This is a genomic window from Bacillus sp. B2-WWTP-C-10-Post-4, from assembly GCF_009183805.1.
Taxonomy (GTDB): Bacteria; Bacillota; Bacilli; order Bacillales; family Bacillaceae_G; genus Bacillus_A; species Bacillus_A cereus.
Map to the genome: position 1 here is coordinate 1 of NZ_WEII01000058.1, position 23,525 is coordinate 23,525.

Genomic DNA, 23,525 nt, shown 5'->3' on the forward strand with positions numbered 1-23,525 from the left:
ATATTAAGTTAACATATAGATAACCTGTAAATCAATGTATAAACCAAAATATAGAAATAAAGAATTCGAAGGGTGAAGAATGAGAAATGGTTATATTAGGAGCAGTTGTAAATGGGATTTGTATTATATTTGGTACTTTACTTGGTAAATTATTTAGTAGGATTCCAGAAAGTATGAAAGGGACGATAATGCACGCAATCGGTTTAGCGGTTACTGTGCTTGGGCTTCAAATGGCATTAAAAAGTGAAAACTTTCTTGTTGTCATACTGAGTTTAGTGATTGGTACGGTAATTGGAGAATGGTTACAATTAGAAGAAAAGTTAAAACATTTAGGGGATTGGCTAGAAAATAAAGTTGGATCGAAGGGGAAAGGAAGCATATCAGAAGGTTTTGTAACAGCTACTTTAATTTTTGCAATTGGTGCGATGGGGATACTTGGTGCACTTGACAGTGGGATTCGCGGAAATCATAATATTTTATTTACCAAGGCAATTATCGATGGATTTATTTCTATTATATTAACGACAACTCTAGGAATTGGCGTAGTATTTTCGGCGATTCCAGTTGTTTTATATGAAGGTGGTATTGCAGTTTTTGCAACACAAATTAATAGTTTTGTCCCAAAAGAATTAATGAACCAATTTATAGTGGAGATGACGGCTACGGGCGGCATTATGATATCTGCTATCGGATTAAACTTACTCGGATTTATTAAAATTAAAGTGGCAAATTTACTTCCAGGTATATTAGTAGTGGGTGTAATTGTTTCAATTATTTATGGTTACGGTTTGTTAGTAAATTAGTAGAGGGTGGAAACACATATGGAGGAATTTCAATTTACAAAACGTGTGCATAAAATATTGGAGATTGCAGCAGAAGAGAGTGAGTATAACATAATTCACCCGGTCCATCTGTTTATAGGTATGTGTAAAGAAGGTACAGGAGTTTGCGCTGAGTTATATATGTATTTGTTTCATAAAGTCGGTCCAGATTTTTCAGAAAAACTTTCGTTACGAAAACGATTCGATTTACATAATCAAGAGTATAAAAAAATAGGGCAATATAAACTATCTTATAAGGCGATAGAAATTTTACAAATAGCGAAGAAACGTATGGAACGCTTTCAGCAAGTAGTAATCAATGAAGGACATATTATGTATGCGTTATTTCGTGTAGATACAGATATTGGCGAATTTATACATACACAAATGCAAGAAGATATATTACGTATTACAGCTGCACCGAGAGACTTAGCGGTTGATTTAAATAGTTTTAAACCTACTTATAACACATTATTTTGTCATGTAAGAAGAGCTAGTCCTTCTGATTTTGATAAGTTATCACGATTTGTGGCGGCTGAATTTTGTGAACGGTGGTTACAGTCGGTTGATTACGGATTTCGGACATATAATGAAAAGTTACCTATCTATATTGCACAGCAGGAGGAAGTAATAGTTGGTTTCGCCTGTTACGATGTAGTGAGAGGAAAGAAAGGATTGTTTGGTCCAATGGGCATAGCGAAACAAAATCGTGTGAAAGGTGTAGGAAAAGAATTATTGTATCATTGTTTATATAATATGAAGCAAGATGGATATGAATATGCGATTATTGGACAAGCAGGTCCCATTGAGTTTTACGAGAGAAATTGTAATGCTCGTTTAATACCGATAGATAATAAGTAACCAACTTCATATAGAGGAGTTGGTTTTATTATGAAAATGATGTAGAGATGTAGTGGTTTTTACTAGAAAATAGCGGGTTTTGTAGTAAATCTTGCATAAAAAGCAAATTACTAAACTTTTTACAAGAAAGGGTGTAGAATGGGTATCTAAAGAAAGAAGGTGTGAAAATGGCCAGCTGGAAACGAAATTTAATGATTTGTTGGCTAGGTTGTTTTACCACTGCAGCCGGTATGAGTTTAGTAATTCCTTTCTTATCTTTTTATATTGAGGAATTAGGAGTAACTGGCACTTCAAGTATTGCACAGTGGTCGGGACTTGCATTTGGTGTAACATTTTTAATGGGTGCGATCGTATCGCCAATATGGGGAAAGCTTGGTGATATACATGGACGGAAACTGATGCTTATTCGTGCTAGCCTCGGTATGGCGATTATTATGACGCTTATGGGGTTTGTAACGGATGTATATCAATTAGTCGCACTAAGATTTTTAATGGGAGCAGTATCTGGTTTCCTTTCAACCGCAATGACATTTATTGCAGCAGAAACTCCGAAAGAACATTCAGGATGGGCAATTTCTACAATTTCAACTGGTGGCGTGAGCGGTTCTTTACTTGGTCCATTACTTGGTGGATATTTGTCTGAGTTAATTGGAATGCGTCATGTCTTTCTTGTTACAGGAGCTTTTTTATTCCTTTCCTTTCTCATCGTTTTTTTCTTCTTGCATGAAGAAAATCACTCTGCTCAAGCAAAAAAAACACAGCCGAAAAAAGTATGGACGATGGTCCCAGCGAAGCATTTAATTATTAGTTTATTTGTAACAACATTTATTATTCAACTTGCTAATATGTCAGTTCAACCAATTGTTACATTGTACGTGAAAAATTTAGTAGGTCCTCATACTGCACATATTGAAACAATTGCGGGAGCAGTTATGTCAGCAACAGGATTAGCCGTTATTTTGGCAGCACCAAGACTAGGAAGATTATCAGATCATATCGGTCCTCAAAAAACGTTAGTTGTAGCGTTATTTGCTGCAGGAATTATTTTTATCCCGCAAGCATTTGTAACCTCAGCTTGGCAACTATTAATTCTTCGATTTTTATTAGGTATCGCACAAGCAGGATTATTACCTTCCGTACAAACTCTACTAAAACAACATACACCAACCCATGTTACGGGACGGATATTTGGATATAATCAATCATTTCAGTTTTTAGGAAATATGATTGGTCCAGTGCTCGGGGGACAAATTGCAGCACATGCAGGCTTCCAATATGTTTTCCTCTCTACATCATCACTATTATTTATTGCGTGTATCTGGGTTTATTTTCATAATAAGAACGAAGAGGTATCAGAGAAACGACATTTGGAAGTTAGTTAACTAAGTGAATGAAAAAGAAAAAGGATGAAGCAGCATGTGCTTCATCCTTTTCTTTAAAATCGAAGACAAAGATAACTTAATGTACCAAGCTCGTAACTACGGTGAATGACTTCACCGCTATTTTCACCACTTCCCATAGCGATAAATAAAGGAACAAAATGTTCTGCTCTTGGTACTGCTAATTGTGCATGAGGAGCATTTTTCTCCCAATTAAACAATGCATCTTTATCGTTATGCTGCATATGTTTAATAATCCAATCATCAAATTCAATTGCCCATTTTTCAGGTGTAGTTTGATTCCATTTCAAAGCTCGTAAGTTATGGACGGTAACACCACTCCCGATTACTAAAATATCTTCTTGTCCGAGTCCTTTAAGTGCTTCTCCAATTTTAAATTGTTCTTTTGCAGAAAGGAATGGATTGACTGATATTTGCACGACAGGAATATTTGCTTCTGGATATATGCGGTGCAGGAGTGTCCATGAACCATGATCTAAACCTCTCGTCATATTATGATGGACTGAAATACCTTTGTTCTTAAATTTTGTTTCTAACATAGATGCAATGCTAGAAGAGCCTTTCGCACGATATTTGATTTCGTATAACTCAGGGGGAAAACCTCCAAAATCATAAATTGTTTCATACTCGTTATCTGATGAGGAAATCGTTAATACTTCACTTTCCCAGTGAGCAGTGAAAATAACAATTGCTTTCGGTTTATATGTTTCTCCAAGTGTTTTTAAAAATCGTGTATAGTCTGTATCTTGAATAGCGAGCATAGGCGAACCATGTGCTAAAAATAATGATGGCATCATAATAGTAGAAACCTCCTAAAAATTATATAGTTACTTTATGTAAGTAACTATATAATTTTATTTTCGGTTCGTCAACATAATAGTTATTGAGCTAATTGGAAAAGTGAGTCATTTGTCATAATGAAGGCAATTGCATATAATACATAGTAAGAAAAATGAATAGATATTCATTTTTAAAGATACATAATAGAGTTGGGAGCTGACGAAATGAACGTACAGGAAAGTTTCGTTACGGCATTGGATGGATCAGAAATTTATTTACGCAAGTGGTTGCCAGAAGGTAAACCGAAAGGGATTATTCAAATTGCACATGGTATGACAGAACATGCAGGTGTTTATACAGACTTTATTGCTGCGTTATTAGAAGCAGGGTATGGTGTTTATGCACATGATCATAAAGGTCATGGGAAAACAGTGAAAAGAGAAGAAGATTATGGTCATTTTAAACCAAATGTAGGTTGGAATGAGGCTGTGTCTGATGTTATTTTTGTATCAGAAACGGTAAGAAAAGAGCAGACATGCCCGTTATTTTTACTTGGCCATAGTATGGGTTCTTTTTTATCAAGACGTGCTGTGCAACTTAGAGGCGAATTATATGATGGATTTCTGATTTCAGGAACAGGTGGAAATCCAGGGCTTTTAGGAGCTATTGGTCATAAAGTAGCAACAATCGAAATGAAGTTGCGCGGGGCAAAAACGAAAAGTCCAATGTTAAACTTTTTATCTTTCGGAAACTTCAATTCGAACTTTAAGCCAAATCGTACAAAATTTGATTGGTTATCTTCAGATAATAATCAAGTTGATAAATATATTGCGGATCCGTTATGTGGTTTCATTTGTACGACGAGTTTTTACCGAGAATTATTTTCTGGTGTATTAGAAGTAAATAAACTAGAAGAATACAAGAAGACGCCAAAGAATCTTCCAATACATATATTCTCTGGTGATCGTGATCCTGTTGGCGATATGGGGAAAGGTGTAAAAGAAGTATATGAAAACTATAAAAAATGTGGTGTGAAAGACGTGACACTACGTTTATATGAAAATGGTAGACATGAAATGTTTCATGAAGTAAATAAGGATGAAGTATTTAAAGATTTAATTTCGTGGTTAGATGCGCATAATAAATGAGAAAGATAATCCCAAACTGTTTGTAGTTTGAGATTATTTATTTTACAGAAATACGGGCAATAAATTTTTAAATTTACTTTACTTAATAAAAAATAAATCTTATTCTAGAGTCGTTAAAAAAATAAAGAAATATTGTATGAGAGGAAACCTCACTTTTCTGAAGTGAGGTTTTTTGTAGTAACGAAGTAATAGTGAATAAAAATAATTTTAAAAATAATTTAAAATCAAACTATTTATAAAGAAACAGATGCCTGTTCATAATAGTAGTATAATAGTGAATGAGGTGTTAATAGAATGGAAGATAGAACATTAGGTTTATTACTAGATGTTGTTGGTGAATTATTTTCAGATGAAATTTCAATTGCTGTTTCGAATACGAAAGAATATATTTACTATCGGCCAAGTAAACGAATTGATTTAAAGATTAGCGCTGGGGATCCTATAAAGGAAGGAACGATTGCTCATAAAGCGATGGTGATGAATCAAAAAACATCTGAGTTTATGAATCGGGATGTTTTTGGTATTCCTTATCATGGAATGGCTGTACCATTTTCAAACAATGGAAAGCTTGAAGGGTGCGTAACGGCAATTTATCCAGCTTTAACGGATGGAAAGTCAGTCGTTACTTTAAAAACAACAGATGGCTGGATTCCAGTTCCTTTTTCAAAGGTTATGTATTTAGAGGCTAAAGATAAAAAGACGTATGTGAATTCAGAAGAGTTATCAGGAACACATAAATACTCTCTGCAAGAATTCGAATACTTGCTTCCTAAAGATTCATTTATTAGATGTCACCGTTCGTTTATTGTAAATGTTAATCATATTAAAGCGATTTATCCTGATACCCATTCTACTTTTGTACTTTCGATGGATAATGGTGAGAGAGTACCAGTTAGTCAATCATACGCTAGTTATTTCCGTAAGCTTCTAGGATTCTAAATTTTTCTGCTTTAGAACCTAAATTTGCTGTTCTGTCTGAATTTTCGTTATTTTATACTAAAATCCCTATTTTGATAGTGTAAATGTGTAAAATAATTATGAATATTCAATGAGAGAGGGATTACATATGGAGAATAATTTAGATAGAATCAGAGATCAACGTCTAAAAGATCGGGTAGTTACACCTGAAGAAGCAGCTTCCTGGATTCAAAGTGGAATGACTTTAGGCTTAAGTGGGTTTACACGTGCAGGTGATGTAAAAGCAGTCCCATTTGCGCTTGTAAACCGAGTTAAGAATGATGAATCTTTTAAAGTAAATGTTTATACTGGGGCTTCTTTAGGCTCGGATGTAGACAAATTATTTGCTGAGGCAGGAATTTTAGGGAAAAGATTACCTTTCCAAGCTGACGCGACGATGCGAAAAGGAATTAATAACGGAGACTTTTTATTTGTGGATCAACACTTATCTCATACAGCAGAGTTACTCCGCGCTGACGTTCTGGATATAGATTTCGCTATTTTGGAAGCGGTTGCGATTACAGAGGACGGAATGATTATTCCAACCACTTCAATTGGAAATTCCTTAGCGTTTTCCTTAAATGCTAAGTCTATTATTATTGAAATGAATATGGCTCAATCCACGCAATTAGAGGGACTACATGATCTATATGAACCAGGTAAACAAGGGGAGAGGCTTCCAATTCCGCTTGTGAAAACAGATGACCGAATTGGAACAATCGGTATTCCAATTGATCCTGAAAAAGTAAAGGGAATTGTGTTTACGAATCAATTGGATTCGCCATCGACAATTGTTCCTCCGGATGAAGAAACGGTCATTATGGCACAGCATTTAATAGAATTCCTTCGAGAAGAAGTTAAAATAGGGCGATTAACAAATCGTTTAGCGCCGTTACAATCAGGAATTGGTTCAGTTGCTAACGCAGTATTGCATGGAATGTTAGATTCAGAATTTGAAGATTTAGAAGTGTATTCTGAAGTTTTACAAGATGCAGTTTTTGATCTTATGGATGCTGGAAAAGTCAATTTTGCTTCTTGTTGTTCTATCACGCTTTCTGAAGAGAAAATGCAACAAGTATTTTCTAACTTTGAAAAATATCGTGACAAATTAATGATGCGTCCGCAAGAGATTTCCAATCATCCTGAAATCATTCGTCGCCTTGGATTAATCTCAATTAATACTGCATTAGAATTAGATATATACGGAAATGTTAACTCTACTCACGTTTTAGGTACAAAAATGATGAATGGAATTGGTGGGTCTGGTGATTTTGCAAGAAATGCACGCCTAGCTATCTTTGTTACTAAATCGATTGCGAAAGGTGGTAACATTTCAAGTATTGTTCCTTTCGTTTCTCATGTAGACCATACTGAACATGATGTAGATGTTATTGTTACTGAACAGGGGTATGCCGACTTAAGGGGACTTGCGCCAAGAGAAAGAGTGGAACTTATTATTGAGAATTGCGCACATCCAATGTATCGTGATCAACTACGTGCTTATTACGAAGAAGCAAAAACAAGAGGTGGACAAACTCCTCATATTTTAGAAAAAGCTTTTTCTTGGCATACGAATTATGCTAAAAATGGAACAATGCTTGAAGCGGTAGTAGAAACTGTATAGGTTTGTATCGTACGAAATAGTAAAACGAATGAGTGAGTTTGAAGATTAAATTTTAGAAAAAGAGAACACCAACTTTTAGGGATGGTGTTCTTTTTCTTTAAAAAAATTGTACTGGTTATAATAAAGATTTATAAAAATAACCTCTAATTTATGAAAAAAAAGGTTTTTTGAAGTGCTTTCCGAATCAATTTAGTAGTTTACATATCGAAGGTGAGGAGAAAGAATCATGAAGATAAGAGAAGCGTTATTAAGTGAAGCAAATGAATTAAGTGAATTCGCACTACAATCAAAAGCAACGTGGGATTATAGTGAAGAATTCATACTTGCTTGTAAGGAAGATTTAACAATTACAGAAGAATACATAAAAAATAATTTTGTATATGTTTTAGAAAACGATAATGCGAAGATTGGTTTTTTCTCATTATTACGTAATGATAAAGCTCTCGATTTCTTGTACATTCATCCTGATTACAAAGGAAAAGGTTACGGGAAAATACTTTGGGAGTACGTAATAGAAAAAGCCAATGAACTAGGATTAAAAAGTTTTACGATTGATAGTGATCCGAATGCAAAAGGATATTACTTGAAAATGGGGGCACAGTTAATAGGAGAGACACCATCAACTGTCTTTAAGGGGCGTGTACTGCCTCTTTTGAAATATGATGTGTAAAACTATTAATAGTAGGGGAAGATTAGAATGGATGATGTAAAGGAAAAAAGAATATATGAAGCACTAATAAAATCGTGGTCGATTGAAACGAGTTCAAAGTGGACAATTGAAAACCCAGCAAAGGGACAGTGTGGTGTAACGGCTCTAGTCGTTCAAGACATATATGGAGGAGAAATTAAAAAGACAAAAGTAAGAGAGGTATGGCACTTTTATAACTTTATAGATGGGCAGAGATTTGATTTTACAGAGAATCAATTCAATGGGAAATTGAATTATATGGATGTGGAATCAAATCGGAAAGAAGCATTTGCAGATACAAATGAAAAACAATATAGCATTTTGAAGGAAAAAGTAATGAAAGAATTCAAATTATCTTTTGACTCTTAATCTTTAATAAGTTACTATAATGGTGGTAACTTATTAAAGGGAACTTCATAGAGTTGAAAGGGGAAATACTTTTGAAAACAACTTATGTAAACGCTACAATTGTAACGATGAATGAACAAAACGAAGTGATAGAAAATGGATATATCATTGTAGAAAATGATCAAATTATAGATGTAAAGAGCGGAGAATTCGCTAATGATTTTGAAGTAGATGAAGTAATTGATATGAAAGGAAAGTGGGTTTTACCAGGGCTTGTAAATACACATACACACGTTGTAATGAGTCTCCTAAGAGGTATTGGCGATGATATGTTATTACAGCCGTGGCTTGAGACGAGAATTTGGCCACTGGAAAGTCAATTTACTCCCCAAATTGCGGTCGCTAGTACGGAATTAGGATTACTTGAGATGGTGAAAAGTGGTACAACATCATTCTCTGACATGTTTAATCCAATTGGAGTAGATCAAGACGCAATTATGGAAACGGTATCAAGGAGCGGGATGCGAGCTGCTGTTTCAAGGACTTTATTTAGCTTCGGAACGAAAGACGATGAAAAGAAAGCGATTGAAGAAGCTGAGAAATATGTGAAGCGTTACTATAACGAAAGTGGCATGTTAACTACGATGGTTGCACCACATAGTCCATATACATGTAGTACAGAATTGTTAGAAGAGTGCGCACGGATTGCAGTAGAGAATCAAACGATGGTTCATATCCATCTTTCTGAAACAGAGCGTGAAGTACGTGATATTGAAGCACAATATGGAAAACGTCCAGTAGAATATGCAGCGAGCTGCGGATTGTTTAAACGCCCAACAGTTATTGCACACGGTGTAGTATTAAATGAAGATGAGCGTGCATTTTTAGCAGAAAATGACGTTCGAGTAGCTCATAATCCGAATAGTAATTTAAAACTAGGTTCTGGTATAGCGAATGTAAAAGCGATGCTAGAAGCAGGAATAAAAGTAGGAATTGCAACAGATAGTGTTGCATCTAACAATAATTTAGATATGTTTGAAGAAATGCGCATAGCGACTTTACTACAAAAAGGTATTCACCAAGATGCAACAGCTTTACCAGTTGAAACAGCTCTTACACTTGCGACAAAAGGAGCTGCTGAAGTAATCGGGATGAAACAAACAGGATCACTTGAGATTGGAAAATGTGCTGATTTCATTACAATTGATCCGTCTAATAAGCCTCATTTACAACCAGCGGATGAAGTGTTATCACACCTTGTATATGCTGCTAGTGGAAAAGATATAAGCGATGTAATTATTAACGGAAAACGTGTCGTTTGGAATGGCGAATGTAAAACGTTAGATGAAGAGCGTATTATATTTGAAGCAAGTCGTTATAAACGAGGTTTGCAAAGATAACTAATTATGTGGCAGTTGAAAAAGCTATCCTTTTAAAAGGATAGCTTTTTTCTTGAACGAATAAATATTCAAAAGAATATCGCATCTTTCTGTTCATATTTCTGCTATAATATATAACGCTTTATAATATTTTATACTTAAGGAGAACAACTCATGAAGCGAAAAAAGAGCCATTTAATGGTAATGGCACTTGTTACATCTTTATTATTAACAGCTTGTAATAATAAAGCGAATAAAAGTGATACAGAGGTTAAAAAACAAGTGTTAAATGTAACAGTATCAGAAGAAATTCCTTCTCTGGACACTGCGAAAACGATGGATGGTACATCAGCACACGTTATGCAAAACATATTTGAAGGGTTATATGTATTAAATGATCAAGATCAGCCTACTCCAGCAGTAGCAAAATCGTTTAAAAGAAGTGAAGATGGTAAGAAATATACATTTAACTTGCGTAAAGATGCAAAATGGTCAAATGGAGATAATGTAACAGCAAATGATTTTATATTTGCATGGAAACGTGCAATTAACCCTGAAACGGCATCTCAATATGCATACATGCTCTTTTATGTGAAAAATGCGAAAGAGATTAATAAGGGAACAATGCCTCTTGATGCACTTGGGGTTAAAGCAATAAATAATTATACGTTAGAAGTTGAACTGGAACAGCCAGTTCCGTATTTTTTACAGCTGTTAGCACTACCTATATACTTACCACAGCATGAATCATTTTTGAAAGAACAAGGAAACAATTATGCATTGGAACCTAGTAATCTCATATATAACGGGCCATTTGTATTAGAAAAATGGAAGCATGAACAAGAGTTTCAATTAAAGAAGAATGCTGCATATTGGGATCGAAAGAAAGTGAAATTAGACGAAATAAACTTTCATATCGTAAAGGATACAATGACAGCTGTAAATTTATATGAAGCCGGAGATTTGGATCGAGTACCTATTAATTCGCAAATTGTAGACAAGTATAGAGGGAATAAGGAATTACATATGTCGAGTGATCCTGGAATTGCCATGCTTCGTTTTAATGAAAAAAATACCGCGTTAGCAAATAAAAAAGTGCGTCAATCTATTTCATTAGCGTTAAATAAAGATGATTTTGTTGCTCACTTTATTAATAACGGAGCAAAACCTGCAAGCGGGCTTGTACCAGTTGGTCATGTAAATGAAGTGACCGGTAAAGATTTTAGAAAAGAAAACGGAGATCTTTCTTCATATGATTTGCAAAATGCGCAAAAGATTTGGAAAGAAGCGAAAAAAGAGCTTGAAGTAGAGCAAGTAAACCTCGAGTTTTTAACGTTTGAACAAGATAATGCAAAACGGATGGCAGAATATATAAAAGGTGATTTAGAAAAGAATTTGCAAGGAATCGCGATACAAATTAAACAACAGCCATTTAAGCAAAAATTACAGTTAGAACAAACAGGTGATTACGATATAACTATGGCAAATTGGGGACCTGACTATAAAGACCCAATTAGTTATTTAGAGTTATTTACGACAGGGAATCCGAATAATAAAATGAATTATTCTAATGTTCATTACGATGAATTAATAAAGAAAGCGAAAACGGATTTTGTACTAGATACGGAAAACCGATGGGAAGCGTTGCGAGAAGCCGAGCAGGTATTATTAGAAGATGCTGCGGTAGCGCCGCTTTATCATATTGGCTCAGCATATGTACAAAAGGATTATGTAAAAGGAATTGAAAAGCATCAATTTGGTGGTATTTATACTTATAAGAATGCTTATATTGCTAATGAATAAATACAAAAAACCTTACTTTTTAAAAGTAAGGTTTTTTACACATGAATTCTATTAAACCGATTTCAATAAAGCGTAAAAATTCGTATCATATGGGACATCATCTTGATACATATAATTTTTTAGAACGCCTTCTTTTTCAAAGCCTAATTTTAATAGTACTTTATTGGAAGCTTCATTTTCAAGAAATACAATTGCTCCAATCCGCTTTAAATGAATCGTATGGAAACCGTATGATATAACCTCAGAAACAGCTTCAGTCGCATATCCTTTTCCCCAGTGTTCAGGCAAAAAGGCATAACTTATATTGGCCCGTTTATGCTCAAAAGACCAATCGTGAAAACCAATGGTACCAATGAGTTCTTTCGTGTCTTTTAATTCGATTCCCCATTTTATACCGCTTCTTGCATTGTAACTCAACTTAAAATTATGAATGATTTGCTTCACTTGATCAATATCTTGTAACGGTTTTTGGCCATAATAGCGCAGTACATTAGTATTAGAAAAGCATTGTAGTATACGCGGTGCATCTTCTTCGGTAAGTTCTCTTAAAATGAGTCGGTCTGTTTTCAATATAGGAAACATGCTTTCACTCCATTTCTTTTGAAACTAGAATGTGTTGTTATTATATAATCTAGTCTGAAAATAAAGATTATTCAAGAGGGGAGTATGGTTTTAATTTATGATAAAATTGATTGTGGAATATATTTCAAAAAGAGGTTTGTATATGGAGAAAAATTCAATTTTAATTGTAGATGATGATCAAGATATTGTTCAATTTATAAAAGTGAATCTAATGCAAGAAGGTTTTAAAGTTTTTAGTGCTCATAACGGAGAAGAGGCTTTAGAAATAATAAATAATAACAGTATTCAACTTGCTATTTTGGATATTATGATGCCACAAATGGATGGGATAGAATTGTGTAGAAGGATTAGAGAGAAACATAGTTTACCAATTATGTTTTTAAGCGCGAAATCATCGGATGTCGATAAGGTAATTGGATTTAGTACTGGGGCAGATGATTATATTGTGAAGCCGTTCAGTACAATTGAATTTATCGCAAGAGTGAAAGCTCAATTAAGAAGGTATACATATTTCAACCAAAATGCTGTCCAAGTAATGGAAAAGAAAATAAATATTAGAGGTTTAGAAATAGATGAAGCGTCGAGAACTGTAATGTTATATGGAGAAACAATGAATCTTACGAAAACTGAATATGATATTTTACACTTAATGGCAGCCGCAAGGAATCGTGTGTTTACAATTGAAGAAATATATGAGAGCGTTTGGAACGAAAGAGCCTATGAAAGTAATAATACAGTAATGGTTCATATTGCAAGATTGAGAAATAAAATTGAAGAGAATCCAAAAGAACCGAAGTTTATACAAAATGTTTGGGGAGTCGGATATAAAATTGAAGATTAGATCTTTACAGGGTATTAGGGCGAAATTTTTTTTAGCTTTCATATGTAGCATCTTGTTAGCGACTGTAAGTATAATAGTGCTTCAAATTTTAGTTGGAAATATATATAGTCATGTTAATGCGTTAGAGGAAAAATATTCATTTTTATACTTTATAGTTTTTTTGATTTTTACTACGACATACTTTGCATGTATGACAAAAACAATGATGAAAAGATTGTCTGAAATTAATAAGAACGTGAAGGAAATAAGTAATGGTAATTTTGAAGTACATATACCTATTTCAAAAAATGACGAGATTGGTGAATTAGCGACGAATGTAAATAGAATGGCCAAAAGTTTAAAAGAGTCTATCGAGAATGAAAAAAAATCACAGGAAATGAAAAATGAAATGATTAGTAATATTTCTCATGATTTACGAACGCCAGTAACATCTTTAATCGGTTATGCGGACCTGTTAGGAAATAAACTCCATTCGAATGGAGAAGAATGTGAACAGTATGTAAGTATATTAAAGCGAAAAAGTTATGAATTAAAACATCAAGTAGATGATTTATTAGAATACTGTCAAATAAATTATAGAGAGATTGAATTACATAAAGATGAAGTAGATATGAAAGCATTAATTGAACAAATCATGATTGGCTTTGTACCACAATTAGATGATGCTAATATGAGCTTTTATATTAAAAGTGATGAAGTGCTGTATGTAGAAGTTGATGTGGCACTTATAGTGAGACTATTTGAAAATATAATAGGTAATAGTATTATGTATGGAAAAGATGGAAAGGAAATTGCAATTGGAATTTCCAATAAAATAATGAATGTTGAAGTAGAAATTAAAAATTTTGGACAATGTATTCCGGAAGAGGACCTTCCTTACGTTTTTGAGAAATTTTATCGTAGTGAAAAATCACGTAGTTCTTATACTGGTGGGAAAGGAATGGGGCTTGCAATTTCAAAAAGTATAGCCGAGCTCCATCAAGGGGATCTAACTGTACGTAGTAACGATAAAGAAACAGTTTTCACTGTGAAATTACCGCAGTATAAAAAAGTAAGAAAGTCGTAAGTATTTCTTTTATATGTCGTAATTTTTACTTTGTATCATTGAGAAAAAGGATATGAGAGTAGGGATGCGACATGTGGAAGAAATTTTTATTAGTGATTATAGTTTCTTTTTTAATTATAAGTTGGATCTTAGTTTATGTAGCTAATGGTGTTACATCAGTTTTTGTTTGGTGGAGTATTCAGGCTTTTAGTTTTATTTCAGTTTTCCTCTTGGTAGGATCAGTAATAATATTTTTTTGGAAAGGCATTTTTAGAAAGCGGATAGATAGAACGCTATTTTTAATCATTCTGTTTTCTATCATTGGAGCTTGGCCTGTCGGTTGGTTTGCTAATATAGGTAGAATTGCTTACCCAGCAGATATACAATCTATGAGTCCTAAAGCAGTAGTTCGTGTTCCTTTGAATGAACGAGCATTAATAGGCTGGGGCGGTGATCAGTTAGAAACGAACTATCATGTTATAAAGCCAAATGAAAGGTGGGCATATGATATCCTCATTCCACCTGCTGAAGTGAAAAGTAGTAAGTTAGAGGATTACGGAATATATGGAGCGAAAGTAATGGCACCAGCTTCTGGGACGGTTGTATCAATCAATAATGATGAAAAAGATTTAATTCCCGGATTGGATGATTTTCAGTCAATGGCAGGGAATTACATATATTTACGGATAGATGAAACAGAGACATTTTTGATTCTTGCCCACTTAAAGAAAGGGTCCATTAAAGTTAGAGAAGGACAACGTGTAAATGAAGGAGAATTTCTTGCTCAAGTCGGTAACTCAGGAAGTTCAAGTGAGCCACATTTACATATCCATCATCAAAGGCAAAATCCGTCCAAGGTAAGTATGTTTTTTGCGGAAGGATTGCCACTTTACTTTCGAACTGAAAATGGTGTCATGATGCCGGAAAGAGGGACATACATAAGTGGTAACTAGAAGAAAATCATTTCATCCAAAAAGGGTATTCCAAATTAAAATTGGAATACCCTTTTTCATTATCCTACAAATGTTTGATACAGTAAGAAGATATTTAAAATGATAACGAGTGCTGCAATTATCCAAGCGATAAATGTTGTTATACGGTGGTTAACGAGTGCACCCATAATCTTTTTGTTACTTGTAAACAGAATAAGTGGTACTAGCGCAAATGCAATACCGAATGATAAGACGACTTGGCTCATGACTAGAGCGTAAGTTGGATTTACACCTAAAGCGATAATAACTAGTGGTGGAATCATTGTAATAAATCGGCGTAAGTATAACGGAATATGCATGCGAATGAAACCTTGCATAATAATATCACCCGACATTGTACCGACAGAAGAGCTAGATAGTCCTGCTGATAAAAGTCCAATCCCAAATAATGCAGCCGATACAGGACCTACTAAATTGGTAAATTGAGTGTAAGCAACATCTAAATCTTCAACGTGCAAGCCGTTTTTAAAGAATAGTGCAGCAGCAACAATTAACATACTTGCATTAATTGCTCCAGCAATAACCATTGCAATAATAATATCGATAAATTCGAAACGAAAAATCTTTTTCTTTTGTTCGTCAGTTGTTCCGACCACGCGGCGTTGTGTTAATGCAGAATGCAAGTATATTGCATGTGGCATAACTGTTGCACCTAAAATCCCTGCTGCAAGTAATATACTGTCTACACCTTGGAATTTTGGAATAAATAGTCCTGAAAGAAGGGGACTTAATTCTGGTTTTGCATAAAAAACTTGAATCCCAAAAGCGATTACTACAATGAAAATCATTCCTGTAATAATAGCTTCTAGTGGACGAAATCCTCTACGTTGAAACTCAAGAATAATAAATGATCCGGCTGCAGTAATTAAAGCGGCAGGTAGCATCGGGATTCCAAATAGTAAGTAAAGCCCCAAAGCAGCTCCAATAAATTCCGCTAAATCTGTAGCCATAATAACTAGTTCACCTTGTATCCATAAGCCGATAGACACAGGCTTTGGAAAGTTTTCACGAGCTATTTCGGGTAAATTGTTTCCTGTAGCAATTCCTAATTTAGCTGATAAAGTTTGGATTAATACAGCCATTAAGTTAGAAGCGAGTATAACCCATAATAGTAAATATCCATATTGTGAACCAGCTGCGATATTTGTAGCAAAGTTGCCAGGATCAATATAAGCAACGGACGCGATAAAAGCGGGTCCTAAAAATGGTAACAGTCTTTTCCAGCCTTTTGTTTCTCCACTTAAAGCTAAGTGAGCTGATTGTACAGTTGTACTTTCAGAAGGGAGATGTTCATCTTTTGTTATATCTTTATTCATAGTAGTTTTCCCCTTTAAAATGTTAACTTGATGAAATTATTGTATTTATTCTTACTCATTATTTCAATACATTTAAATATATTATATGGTAATTTCATTTGAACACGAAAGTTTCCTTAATGCAAATTATATGCCTTTATGCAATGGATGGTGTGATAACGTAAAATGAATTGGGAGTTTATGGTGTGATGACGTGGGGAAACATAGTGAATTAAAGGGCTGTTTTTGAAATTTATGTGAACATAAAGCCGATAATACAGCATATTAATTGATGGAATTGCATTTGTATGATATATAATATATTGGGATTACAACATAACCATAGTGTTTTGGTGTGTAATCTTGTTTTTTATTTTTGTTAACTGATAGAAAATAGTATAAAGAAAAGAAAATGGGATTCATTTTCTTATTATATATGTTTTGATATGAACGTTAACTTATACATGATTTAAAAAATTAGATAGGTGGTAGAAATACATTGGCAACTACAAAACCATACAGAGTATTACTATATTACATGTACACAACAATTGAAAACCCAGAAGAATTCGCGGCAGAGCATTTAGCATTTTGTAATTCACTTGAATTAAAAGGAAGAATTCTTGTAGCAAAAGAAGGTATTAACGGAACTTGTTCTGGAACTGTAGAACAAACAGAGAAATACATGGAAGCAATGAACAATGATCCACGTTTCGATGGCATCGTATTTAAAATAGATGAAGCTGATGGTCATGCATTCAAGAAAATGCACGTGCGTCCTCGTCCAGAGTTAGTTACACTTCGTCTAGAAGATGACATTAACCCGCACGAAATAACTGGGAAGTATTTAGAGCCAAAAGATTTTTATGAAGCAATGAAACAAGAAGATACAGTTATCATTGATGCACGAAATGATTATGAATTTGATTTAGGTCACTTCAAAGGTGCGATTAAACCTGATATCGAATCCTTCCGTGAATTACCAGATTGGATTCGTGAAAACAAAGAAGTACTTGAAGGTAAAAAGATTTTAACTTATTGTACAGGCGGAATTCGTTGTGAGAAGTTTTCTGGTTGGTTAGTTCGTGAAGGCTATGAAGATGTAAGTCAGCTTCACGGCGGAATTGTAACGTACGGAAAAGACCCAGAAGTACAAGGTGAGCTTTGGGATGGACAATGTTACGTGTTCGATGAGCGTATCGCTGTACCAGTAAACCAAAAAGAACATGTTATCGTTGGTAAAGACCACTTTACAGGTGAACCTTGTGAGCGCTATGTAAACTGTTCAAATCCAGAATGTAATAAGAAAATTTTATGTTCTGAAGAAAACGAAGCGAAATATTTACGTGCATGTTCTAATGAATGTCGTGTAAGTCCACGTAACCGCTACGTAATACAACATGAATTAACGGAAGAGCAAGTAGCTGCTGCATTAGAGCAAATCGAAGCAGGGAAGTAAACTGAATTCTTATAGTAAAAGGGGTACTCCAAGTTTAATTTTGGAGCACCCTTTTTTTATTATACGGTTCTGTCATTTGTCGGTTTTTGTCGGTAAGTCGATATATCTTAAAAATCGCTGATATATTTCGAGTTGCGCCGATATAATCGGAAAATCGCTGATAAAAATTTCACTTACTGCAGCGCACCAAGAATTTGAAAATAACTTTCTTTAATTTTTATCTTCTTTCTCTTTAACGGCAGAAAGTACAGTTTGTTTTACCCAAGCTTTTCTTCGTTTATGCTGTAAACCCCATTGGTATAAACTTTGGGCTCCTAAAATAAGTGAAATGACAATGCCGCTAATCGCGATTAATAGAGCGAAAAATTCAAGAGGTGACGATATTTTGTTTGAATCGGTGTTTCTTAAAAGGTCAATCATAGTAAACCCTAACATTTGGCCCACTACAGAGTAGAGCGTTAAAATTAATAATAAGAGGCTATCTTTTTTAGAGGCGACATTTTCTTGATATTTAAACAAACTATCAAGATTTTGTTTCGCGTTCGAGTATAGAACCTCAATATTAAAAAGTTTTCTTAAGCGGAAGAAAATATCTTCACTTTGTGATTGGGATACTAATTCTAAAGAAAAATAATTAGCAGTGAACGAATTGATCGAATAAATTAATTTCTCTATTTCATTAGTATCTTGTTCAATGTTTAGCTCAGCATAGGCGTTTGCCATTTTTAATAAAACAATTTTATGGAATAGGTTTAATAATAAAGCGTAATAAAATTCCCCGTACATTTGACTAGCAAGTTTAGCGATTTCGCGTTCTCCTTCATTTGTTACACATGTAAAAATATGTTCTTCCATTATGAAATAACGATTTGGAGCCCATCTCTGGTAAGCGTGTTTTTTTAAATAGTCATGAATGTAAGGAAGGTTATTTGCACTCACATATGGCTTACCATCACTTGTTAATCCGGAAAGACTAGAAGTACGATAAACATCCACTTCATTAAGTTCCATACCTTCTTTTAGTGACAATAAAGTTTGGACGTACATTCTTTGGTCTTCGAAGAAAGGGAAGGTTTGAAAGTATGAACTTCTTAATCTCTTCTTTTCAAAGAAATCAGTTACGCCATGAAATAAATAACCAAAAATGAATTTTTCAACTTGGGAATACTTTTTTCCGTTACATTCAATACAAATAGTCTCATTTGTATCATTTTTAGTTTCAAGTACACGGAAGCGAGCAGCGAATTCGATTACTTCAGATAAAGTCATGTTTGGAGCAGTGTTTACTTCTGTTCGAATTGTTAAGAAGCCAAGTTCATAAGGACAAAGTGTTACATCAATAGAGTGTATCTTGAATGGGATTGAAATAAGGTTTGTTGTTAAATATCCAGTTAAGTTAAGGTCCTTTGAATAACGTTGCAAGCCCTTTTGATGCTCTGAGTGAGGAAAGAGAATTTTATTTGTAAATGAAAGATAGTATGCTTCCATATTTTGATGTGAAACTTTAAACTCCCCATAATATGTATTTTCATCATAGAGATGATCAAGCCGAAAAGGACGGAAATCGTTTTTTTGTAAGAAAGGGAACATATTTTGTTCATATCCAGCTTTAAACGAAAACGGGAATATAAATTGAAATATAGCTGTTGCTACATCTTTTTCCTCAATTGCTTGTATTGCCTCCATCTACATTGTTTCCTTTCCATATATGCTATAGAAACAACATGCCCAAATTTATTTGAAAATAACCACTGTTTTATACTCGATTGAGAGTGAAAATTCAGCTTATTTAGCAGAGGACATGTATAATGTTATGTATACTAAAAGTTATAAAATTGTATTTTGAAAAGGGGGATGCTGTATGCGGATTTTAGTATTAGGCGCTGGTGGAGTCGGAGGATTTTTTGGTGGCAGATTAGTCGAAAAGGGAGAAGATGTTACATTTCTTGTTCGTAGTAAACGGAAAAAACAATTAGAGGAAAGAGGACTTGTAATCCGAAGTGTTAACGGAGATTTTTCCTTTCAACCGAAATTAATAACGAAGGAAGAGAGAACTTCTCCATTTGATGTCATTTTATTTTCAACAAAAGCGTATCACTTAAACGAGGCAATTCAAGATTTGAAGCCGTTTGTTGGCGAAGGTACTGTAATCATTCCATTGTTAAATGGTATGGCTCATTTATCACTATTACAAAAAGAATTCGGCGAAGAAAAAGTACTTGGCGGTTTATGCTTTATCGAGACGACGTTAAACGATCAAGGAGAAATTGTACAAACTAGCGCTGCCAACAGACTTGTGTTTGGAGAAATTAAGTCTCAAAATTCAGAGAGAGTAAAGCATATTTCTAAAGCATTTGCAGGTACGAAATCTAGTTTTGTTTTAAGTGAAAATATTACGCAAGATATGTGGCATAAATATTTATTTATTACTGTAATGTCCGGTGTGACAACGTTAATGCGTGCACCAATTGGACCAATTCGTGAAAGTGAAGGCGGCCGTGATTTTATCCGTAATGTATTTGAGGAATCTGTACAAATTATGAAAGTATTAGGAGCTCCAATAAAGGTTAATATTGCCCAGGAACATATGAAAACAATTGATAAAATTTCGTATGATATGAAGTCATCGATGCAACGTGATATGGAGAAGGGTTCGTTTATTGAAGGGAAGCACTTGCAAGGATATTTACTGGATGTAGCAGAGCAATTTTCTATAGCGGCACCATTATTAGGCACTATATATCAAAATTTAAAGGTGTATGAAGAGATGACCTTTAACAGATCTGTAATAGAATTAGATGTATGAAAAAATAAAAAAGATAGCAATATATAAGTGTATTGCTATCTTTTTTATTTTTTTTGTTTGACAAATTATTTATTTCTTTTCGTTCTATCTGTCAAATTTATTTCCTGTTCACGTTTACCATATAACTGATTAATTTCATTTGCTACTGCATCTAAATATGAATCGGAAAAAATAGGCTTCTTTTCTTTAGACATAGGGGTCTCCTTTGCGGATTTTTTAGTATTCATTATGTATATTTCTCAGTGGATTATGCACAATCATTTTAATTTTTTTCTTATTAAAAATTTTTGTTTACTTTTTGAAAATAAAGGAGTATTATAATCCACAGTTTCAATTTTCTAAATCGCTGAAACCGCATGGTACGGGGGACCCGTTTTTACGGATTAGTACATAATCCGATGGGGTGAATCCTTAAAAAAGGTAGGGCTACTCATAGGCCCGAATCCGACAGCTAACCTCGTAAGCGTTATATTGAGAAGGAAGGTGGAGCTTGTGCGACAAAAAAAATAATGTCTACAAGTCTATTTCGCTATGGCTTGTAGACATTTTTTGTTTTCTGAGTAATAGTTTACTGGCTGCAACAAGCAGAAAAGTTCGTACAAAATTATTGGAGAGTGGACAGCATTGGTTTCATCTATTAAAAGATTTTTAATTGGAAGACCGTTAAAATCAACGGAGCTTGGAGAACAAAAGCTTAATAAAACGAAAGCTTTAGCTATTTTATCTTCTGACGCATTGTCATCAGTTGCTTACGGTCCAGAGCAAATTTTAATTGCTTTAGCAGGTGTTGGAGCGATCGCTTATTGGTATTCCATTCCGATCGCTGTTGGGGTATTAGTATTATTGACAGCCCTTATTTTATCTTATCGTCAAATTATTTTTGCTTATCCGCATGGCGGGGGAGCGTATGTTGTATCAAAAGAAAATTTAGGGATGAATCCAGGCTTAATTGCTGGAGGATCTTTATTAGTTGACTATATTTTAACTGTTGCGGTAAGTGTGTCCGCTGGTACAGATGCAATTACGTCTGCGTTTCCTAGCTTACATGCACACAACGTAATTATTGCGGTTATATTTGTTATATTAATTACGATATTAAATTTAAGGGGAGTAACGGAATCAGCTTCCGTTTTAGCATATCCTGTTTATTTATTCGTTTTAGCACTATTTATATTAATTGGTGTGGGCATATATAATATTTTAACTGGTCATGTTTCACCCACTTTACATGCGCCAATTGGTACACCAGTTGCAGGGATTAGTTTATTTTTATTACTAAGAGCATTTGCATCAGGTAGTTCTGCTTTAACAGGTGTTGAAGCAATTTCAAATGCAATTCCGAACTTTAAAGATCCTGCGCCAAACAATGCTGCAAAAACATTGCTTGCAATGGGTGCATTACTTGCTGTGTTATTTTCAGGAATTGTATTTTTAGCTTATTATTACGGAGTGACTCCGAGTAAAGAAGTAACAGTTGTTTCTCAAATTGCTGAACAAACATTTGGACGTAATTTCATGTACTATTTCATACAAGGTACAACAGCTTTAATATTAATTCTTGCTGCTAATACAGGTTATTCTGCATTTCCTTTATTAGCGGTTAACCTTGCAAAAGATAAATTCATACCGAGAATGTTTACGATTAGAGGAGACCGCCTAGGTTACTCAAACGGTATTATTATACTTGGAGTTGCTTCGATTATTTTAATTGTAGCTTTCCAAGGGCAAACAGAACATTTAATTCCACTATATGCAGTAGGTGTATTTATTCCATTTACACTTTCTCAAACAGGGATGGTATTAAAATGGCTTCGCGAAAAGCCTGAAGGATGGGCTTTAAGATTAACGGTTAATTTAATTGGTGCAGTTATTAGTTTTATCGTAATGAGCATGTTCTTTTTAACTAAATTTGCACAAGTTTGGTCGATTCTTATTTTCTTACCAGTTATTATCTTCTTATTCCATCGAATTAAGAAGCATTATGATGCAGTGGGTGATCAATTAAGTTTAAAAACTTGCGAGCCTCTTATTCCAATTGAGGGGAATGTAATTGTCGTTCCTGTAGCAGGTATGACGCATGTAGTAGAAAATTCATTGAACTATGCGAAATCGCTTTCGGCAGATCAAGTTATCGCAGTATATGTTGCTTTTGACAGAGAAGAGGAAAAGAAATTTGAGGAGAAATGGAAGAAGTGGCAACCTGAAGTAAGGCTTGTTACATTACATTCTCATTATAGAAGTATTATTCAGCCGCTAACGAAGTTTATCGATACAGTGCAATATAAGGCAAGTGAATCGAATTACCGTGTTACGGTCGTTATACCACAGTTCATTCCGAAAAAAGGTTGGCATAACATTCTTCATAATCAATCCAGTTTACTTATACGTGCGTATTTACTTTATAAAAGAAATGTTGTTATTACGACAGTTCCATATCATTTGAAAAAATAAGAAAATTTTTTAAGGATAGCTTCGCGAAAATAAAGCTATCCTTTTTGTGTATATGCTATGCATAATTGCATATGGGGTTAAAAATTATACTAATATAACTTCATTAGTTATTTGAAAGTAGTGTTTTCTGTTGTGATATGTAGATATTTCAATCGATAAAGTGAATCGGATTATATTTTGAAATAAGGACATGAAAGCTTGAAAATAAAGGGAATGAAAATACTTCTTTACGATATATAAACAGC

Annotated in this window: 21 protein-coding genes and 1 riboswitch; of the genes, 16 read left to right on the forward strand and 5 right to left on the reverse strand. The window is 34.2% G+C overall.

What is annotated here, in order from left to right:
* The first annotated feature begins 86 nt into the window (after nucleotides 1-86).
* The 3 genes from GBN78_RS19885 to GBN78_RS19895 all read left to right on the forward strand — a co-directional run bounded on the left by GBN78_RS19885 (nucleotide 87) and on the right by GBN78_RS19895 (nucleotide 3,064).
* A complete protein-coding gene (locus GBN78_RS19885; protein ID WP_000236035.1) occupies nucleotides 87-803 on the forward strand; it encodes a DUF554 domain-containing protein in 717 nt (238 codons plus the stop codon).
* 18 nt (nucleotides 804-821) lie between these two features.
* A complete protein-coding gene (locus GBN78_RS19890; RefSeq protein ID WP_000390847.1) occupies nucleotides 822-1,682 on the forward strand; it encodes a GNAT family N-acetyltransferase in 861 nt (286 codons plus the stop codon).
* 167 nt (nucleotides 1,683-1,849) lie between these two features.
* Nucleotides 1,850-3,064, forward strand: a complete 1,215-nt coding sequence (locus tag GBN78_RS19895) for a multidrug efflux MFS transporter (protein ID WP_000179303.1) — start codon at nucleotides 1,850-1,852, stop codon at nucleotides 3,062-3,064.
* 53 nt (nucleotides 3,065-3,117) lie between these two features.
* Here the strand turns inward: GBN78_RS19895 and GBN78_RS19900 are convergent, their stop codons facing one another.
* Nucleotides 3,118-3,879 (reverse strand): DODA-type extradiol aromatic ring-opening family dioxygenase, encoded by a 762-nt coding sequence (locus GBN78_RS19900; RefSeq protein WP_025966212.1) that lies wholly within the window; start codon nucleotides 3,877-3,879, stop codon nucleotides 3,118-3,120.
* A gap of 207 nt (nucleotides 3,880-4,086) precedes the next feature.
* On the opposite strand from GBN78_RS19900, the gene GBN78_RS19905 reads away from it, so the two are divergent.
* The 7 genes from GBN78_RS19905 (at nucleotide 4,087) to GBN78_RS19935 (ending at nucleotide 11,809) form a co-directional block, all read left to right on the forward strand.
* Nucleotides 4,087-5,010, forward strand: coding sequence for an alpha/beta hydrolase (locus GBN78_RS19905; protein ID WP_001102598.1), 924 nt, complete (start codon nucleotides 4,087-4,089; stop codon nucleotides 5,008-5,010).
* 294 nt (nucleotides 5,011-5,304) lie between these two features.
* Nucleotides 5,305-5,949, forward strand: coding sequence for a LytTR family DNA-binding domain-containing protein (locus GBN78_RS19910; protein ID WP_000390207.1), 645 nt, complete (start codon nucleotides 5,305-5,307; stop codon nucleotides 5,947-5,949).
* A gap of 127 nt (nucleotides 5,950-6,076) precedes the next feature.
* Nucleotides 6,077-7,591: an acetyl-CoA hydrolase/transferase family protein gene (locus tag GBN78_RS19915; protein ID WP_000429821.1), complete on the forward strand. Its 1,515-nt coding sequence runs from the start codon at nucleotides 6,077-6,079 to the stop codon at nucleotides 7,589-7,591.
* Nucleotides 7,592-7,817: 226 nt separating this feature from the next.
* Entirely contained in the window at nucleotides 7,818-8,261 is a 444-nt protein-coding gene (locus GBN78_RS19920) for a GNAT family N-acetyltransferase (protein WP_152127643.1), read from the forward strand.
* A gap of 27 nt (nucleotides 8,262-8,288) precedes the next feature.
* Nucleotides 8,289-8,648, forward strand: coding sequence for a YunG family protein (locus tag GBN78_RS19925; protein ID WP_152127644.1), 360 nt, complete (start codon nucleotides 8,289-8,291; stop codon nucleotides 8,646-8,648).
* A 53-nt stretch (nucleotides 8,649-8,701) separates the two neighbouring features.
* A complete protein-coding gene (locus tag GBN78_RS19930; protein WP_002004854.1) occupies nucleotides 8,702-10,027 on the forward strand; it encodes a bifunctional S-methyl-5'-thioadenosine deaminase/S-adenosylhomocysteine deaminase in 1,326 nt (441 codons plus the stop codon).
* Between the two features lie 153 nt (nucleotides 10,028-10,180).
* Complete coding sequence (locus tag GBN78_RS19935) at nucleotides 10,181-11,809, forward strand: peptide ABC transporter substrate-binding protein (protein WP_000823519.1); 1,629 nt, start codon at nucleotides 10,181-10,183, stop codon at nucleotides 11,807-11,809.
* Between the two features lie 51 nt (nucleotides 11,810-11,860).
* Here GBN78_RS19935 and GBN78_RS19940 read toward each other — a convergent pair whose 3' ends face one another.
* Nucleotides 11,861-12,391 (reverse strand): GNAT family N-acetyltransferase, encoded by a 531-nt coding sequence (locus GBN78_RS19940; protein WP_152127645.1) that lies wholly within the window; start codon nucleotides 12,389-12,391, stop codon nucleotides 11,861-11,863.
* Between the two features lie 142 nt (nucleotides 12,392-12,533).
* Between GBN78_RS19940 and GBN78_RS19945 the strand changes: the two genes are divergently transcribed.
* The 3 genes from GBN78_RS19945 (at nucleotide 12,534) to GBN78_RS19955 (ending at nucleotide 15,230) form a co-directional block, all read left to right on the forward strand.
* Nucleotides 12,534-13,232 carry a response regulator transcription factor gene (locus tag GBN78_RS19945; protein WP_000414525.1) on the forward strand — a complete coding sequence of 233 codons (699 nt, stop codon included), beginning with the start codon at nucleotides 12,534-12,536 and terminating at the stop codon, nucleotides 13,230-13,232.
* Nucleotides 13,198-14,298, forward strand: a complete 1,101-nt coding sequence (locus tag GBN78_RS19950) for a HAMP domain-containing sensor histidine kinase (RefSeq protein ID WP_050043487.1) — start codon at nucleotides 13,198-13,200, stop codon at nucleotides 14,296-14,298. The genes GBN78_RS19945 and GBN78_RS19950 overlap by 35 nt, the downstream gene beginning before the upstream one ends.
* 71 nt (nucleotides 14,299-14,369) lie before the next feature.
* Nucleotides 14,370-15,230, forward strand: a complete 861-nt coding sequence (locus GBN78_RS19955) for a M23 family metallopeptidase (RefSeq protein WP_000265535.1) — start codon at nucleotides 14,370-14,372, stop codon at nucleotides 15,228-15,230.
* A gap of 59 nt (nucleotides 15,231-15,289) precedes the next feature.
* Here the strand turns inward: GBN78_RS19955 and GBN78_RS19960 are convergent, their stop codons facing one another.
* Nucleotides 15,290-16,585 carry an Nramp family divalent metal transporter gene (locus GBN78_RS19960; RefSeq protein WP_152127646.1) on the reverse strand — a complete coding sequence of 432 codons (1,296 nt, stop codon included), beginning with the start codon at nucleotides 16,583-16,585 and terminating at the stop codon, nucleotides 15,290-15,292.
* A 478-nt stretch (nucleotides 16,586-17,063) separates the two neighbouring features.
* Here GBN78_RS19960 and trhO point away from each other — a divergent pair, with 478 nt between their 5' ends.
* Nucleotides 17,064-18,023 carry an oxygen-dependent tRNA uridine(34) hydroxylase TrhO gene (trhO, locus tag GBN78_RS19965; protein WP_000246218.1) on the forward strand — a complete coding sequence of 320 codons (960 nt, stop codon included), beginning with the start codon at nucleotides 17,064-17,066 and terminating at the stop codon, nucleotides 18,021-18,023.
* Between the two features lie 210 nt (nucleotides 18,024-18,233).
* Here the strand turns inward: trhO and GBN78_RS19970 are convergent, their stop codons facing one another.
* Nucleotides 18,234-19,709 carry a hypothetical protein gene (locus tag GBN78_RS19970; protein ID WP_152127647.1) on the reverse strand — a complete coding sequence of 492 codons (1,476 nt, stop codon included), beginning with the start codon at nucleotides 19,707-19,709 and terminating at the stop codon, nucleotides 18,234-18,236.
* 175 nt (nucleotides 19,710-19,884) lie between these two features.
* Here GBN78_RS19970 and panE point away from each other — a divergent pair, with 175 nt between their 5' ends.
* On the forward strand, nucleotides 19,885-20,829 hold the full coding sequence (gene panE / locus GBN78_RS19975; RefSeq protein ID WP_152127648.1) for a 2-dehydropantoate 2-reductase: 945 nt from the start codon (nucleotides 19,885-19,887) through the stop codon (nucleotides 20,827-20,829).
* 65 nt (nucleotides 20,830-20,894) lie between these two features.
* Here the strand turns inward: panE and GBN78_RS30905 are convergent, their stop codons facing one another.
* Nucleotides 20,895-21,023 (reverse strand): hypothetical protein, encoded by a 129-nt coding sequence (locus tag GBN78_RS30905; protein ID WP_000031873.1) that lies wholly within the window; start codon nucleotides 21,021-21,023, stop codon nucleotides 20,895-20,897.
* A gap of 140 nt (nucleotides 21,024-21,163) precedes the next feature.
* A riboswitch (cyclic di-AMP (ydaO/yuaA leader) is annotated at nucleotides 21,164-21,310 on the forward strand.
* Nucleotides 21,311-21,453: 143 nt separating this feature from the next.
* Between GBN78_RS30905 and GBN78_RS19980 the strand changes: the two genes are divergently transcribed.
* Nucleotides 21,454-23,280, forward strand: coding sequence for an APC family permease (locus GBN78_RS19980; protein ID WP_000254887.1), 1,827 nt, complete (start codon nucleotides 21,454-21,456; stop codon nucleotides 23,278-23,280).
* Nucleotides 23,281-23,525 lie beyond the last annotated feature (245 nt).

Bases quoted from the DNA above. Each gene is read 5' to 3' on its own strand.
- GBN78_RS19885 (WP_000236035.1), top strand. From the start codon at position 87: ATGGTTATATTAGGAGCAGTTGTAAATGGGATTTGTATTATATTTGGT.
- GBN78_RS19890 (WP_000390847.1), top strand. From the start codon at position 822: ATGGAGGAATTTCAATTTACAAAACGTGTGCATAAAATATTGGAGATT.
- GBN78_RS19895 (WP_000179303.1), top strand. From the start codon at position 1,850: ATGGCCAGCTGGAAACGAAATTTAATGATTTGTTGGCTAGGTTGTTTT.
- GBN78_RS19900 (WP_025966212.1), bottom strand. From the start codon at position 3,879: ATGATGCCATCATTATTTTTAGCACATGGTTCGCCTATGCTCGCTATT.
- GBN78_RS19905 (WP_001102598.1), top strand. From the start codon at position 4,087: ATGAACGTACAGGAAAGTTTCGTTACGGCATTGGATGGATCAGAAATT.
- GBN78_RS19910 (WP_000390207.1), top strand. From the start codon at position 5,305: ATGGAAGATAGAACATTAGGTTTATTACTAGATGTTGTTGGTGAATTA.
- GBN78_RS19915 (WP_000429821.1), top strand. From the start codon at position 6,077: ATGGAGAATAATTTAGATAGAATCAGAGATCAACGTCTAAAAGATCGG.
- GBN78_RS19920 (WP_152127643.1), top strand. From the start codon at position 7,818: ATGAAGATAAGAGAAGCGTTATTAAGTGAAGCAAATGAATTAAGTGAA.
- GBN78_RS19925 (WP_152127644.1), top strand. From the start codon at position 8,289: ATGGATGATGTAAAGGAAAAAAGAATATATGAAGCACTAATAAAATCG.
- GBN78_RS19935 (WP_000823519.1), top strand. From the start codon at position 10,181: ATGAAGCGAAAAAAGAGCCATTTAATGGTAATGGCACTTGTTACATCT.
- GBN78_RS19940 (WP_152127645.1), bottom strand. From the start codon at position 12,391: ATGTTTCCTATATTGAAAACAGACCGACTCATTTTAAGAGAACTTACC.
- GBN78_RS19945 (WP_000414525.1), top strand. From the start codon at position 12,534: ATGGAGAAAAATTCAATTTTAATTGTAGATGATGATCAAGATATTGTT.
- GBN78_RS19950 (WP_050043487.1), top strand. From the start codon at position 13,198: ATGTTTGGGGAGTCGGATATAAAATTGAAGATTAGATCTTTACAGGGT.
- GBN78_RS19955 (WP_000265535.1), top strand. From the start codon at position 14,370: ATGTGGAAGAAATTTTTATTAGTGATTATAGTTTCTTTTTTAATTATA.
- GBN78_RS19960 (WP_152127646.1), bottom strand. From the start codon at position 16,585: ATGAATAAAGATATAACAAAAGATGAACATCTCCCTTCTGAAAGTACA.
- GBN78_RS19970 (WP_152127647.1), bottom strand. From the start codon at position 19,709: ATGGAGGCAATACAAGCAATTGAGGAAAAAGATGTAGCAACAGCTATA.
- panE (WP_152127648.1), top strand. From the start codon at position 19,885: ATGCGGATTTTAGTATTAGGCGCTGGTGGAGTCGGAGGATTTTTTGGT.
- GBN78_RS30905 (WP_000031873.1), bottom strand. From the start codon at position 21,023: ATGTCTAAAGAAAAGAAGCCTATTTTTTCCGATTCATATTTAGATGCA.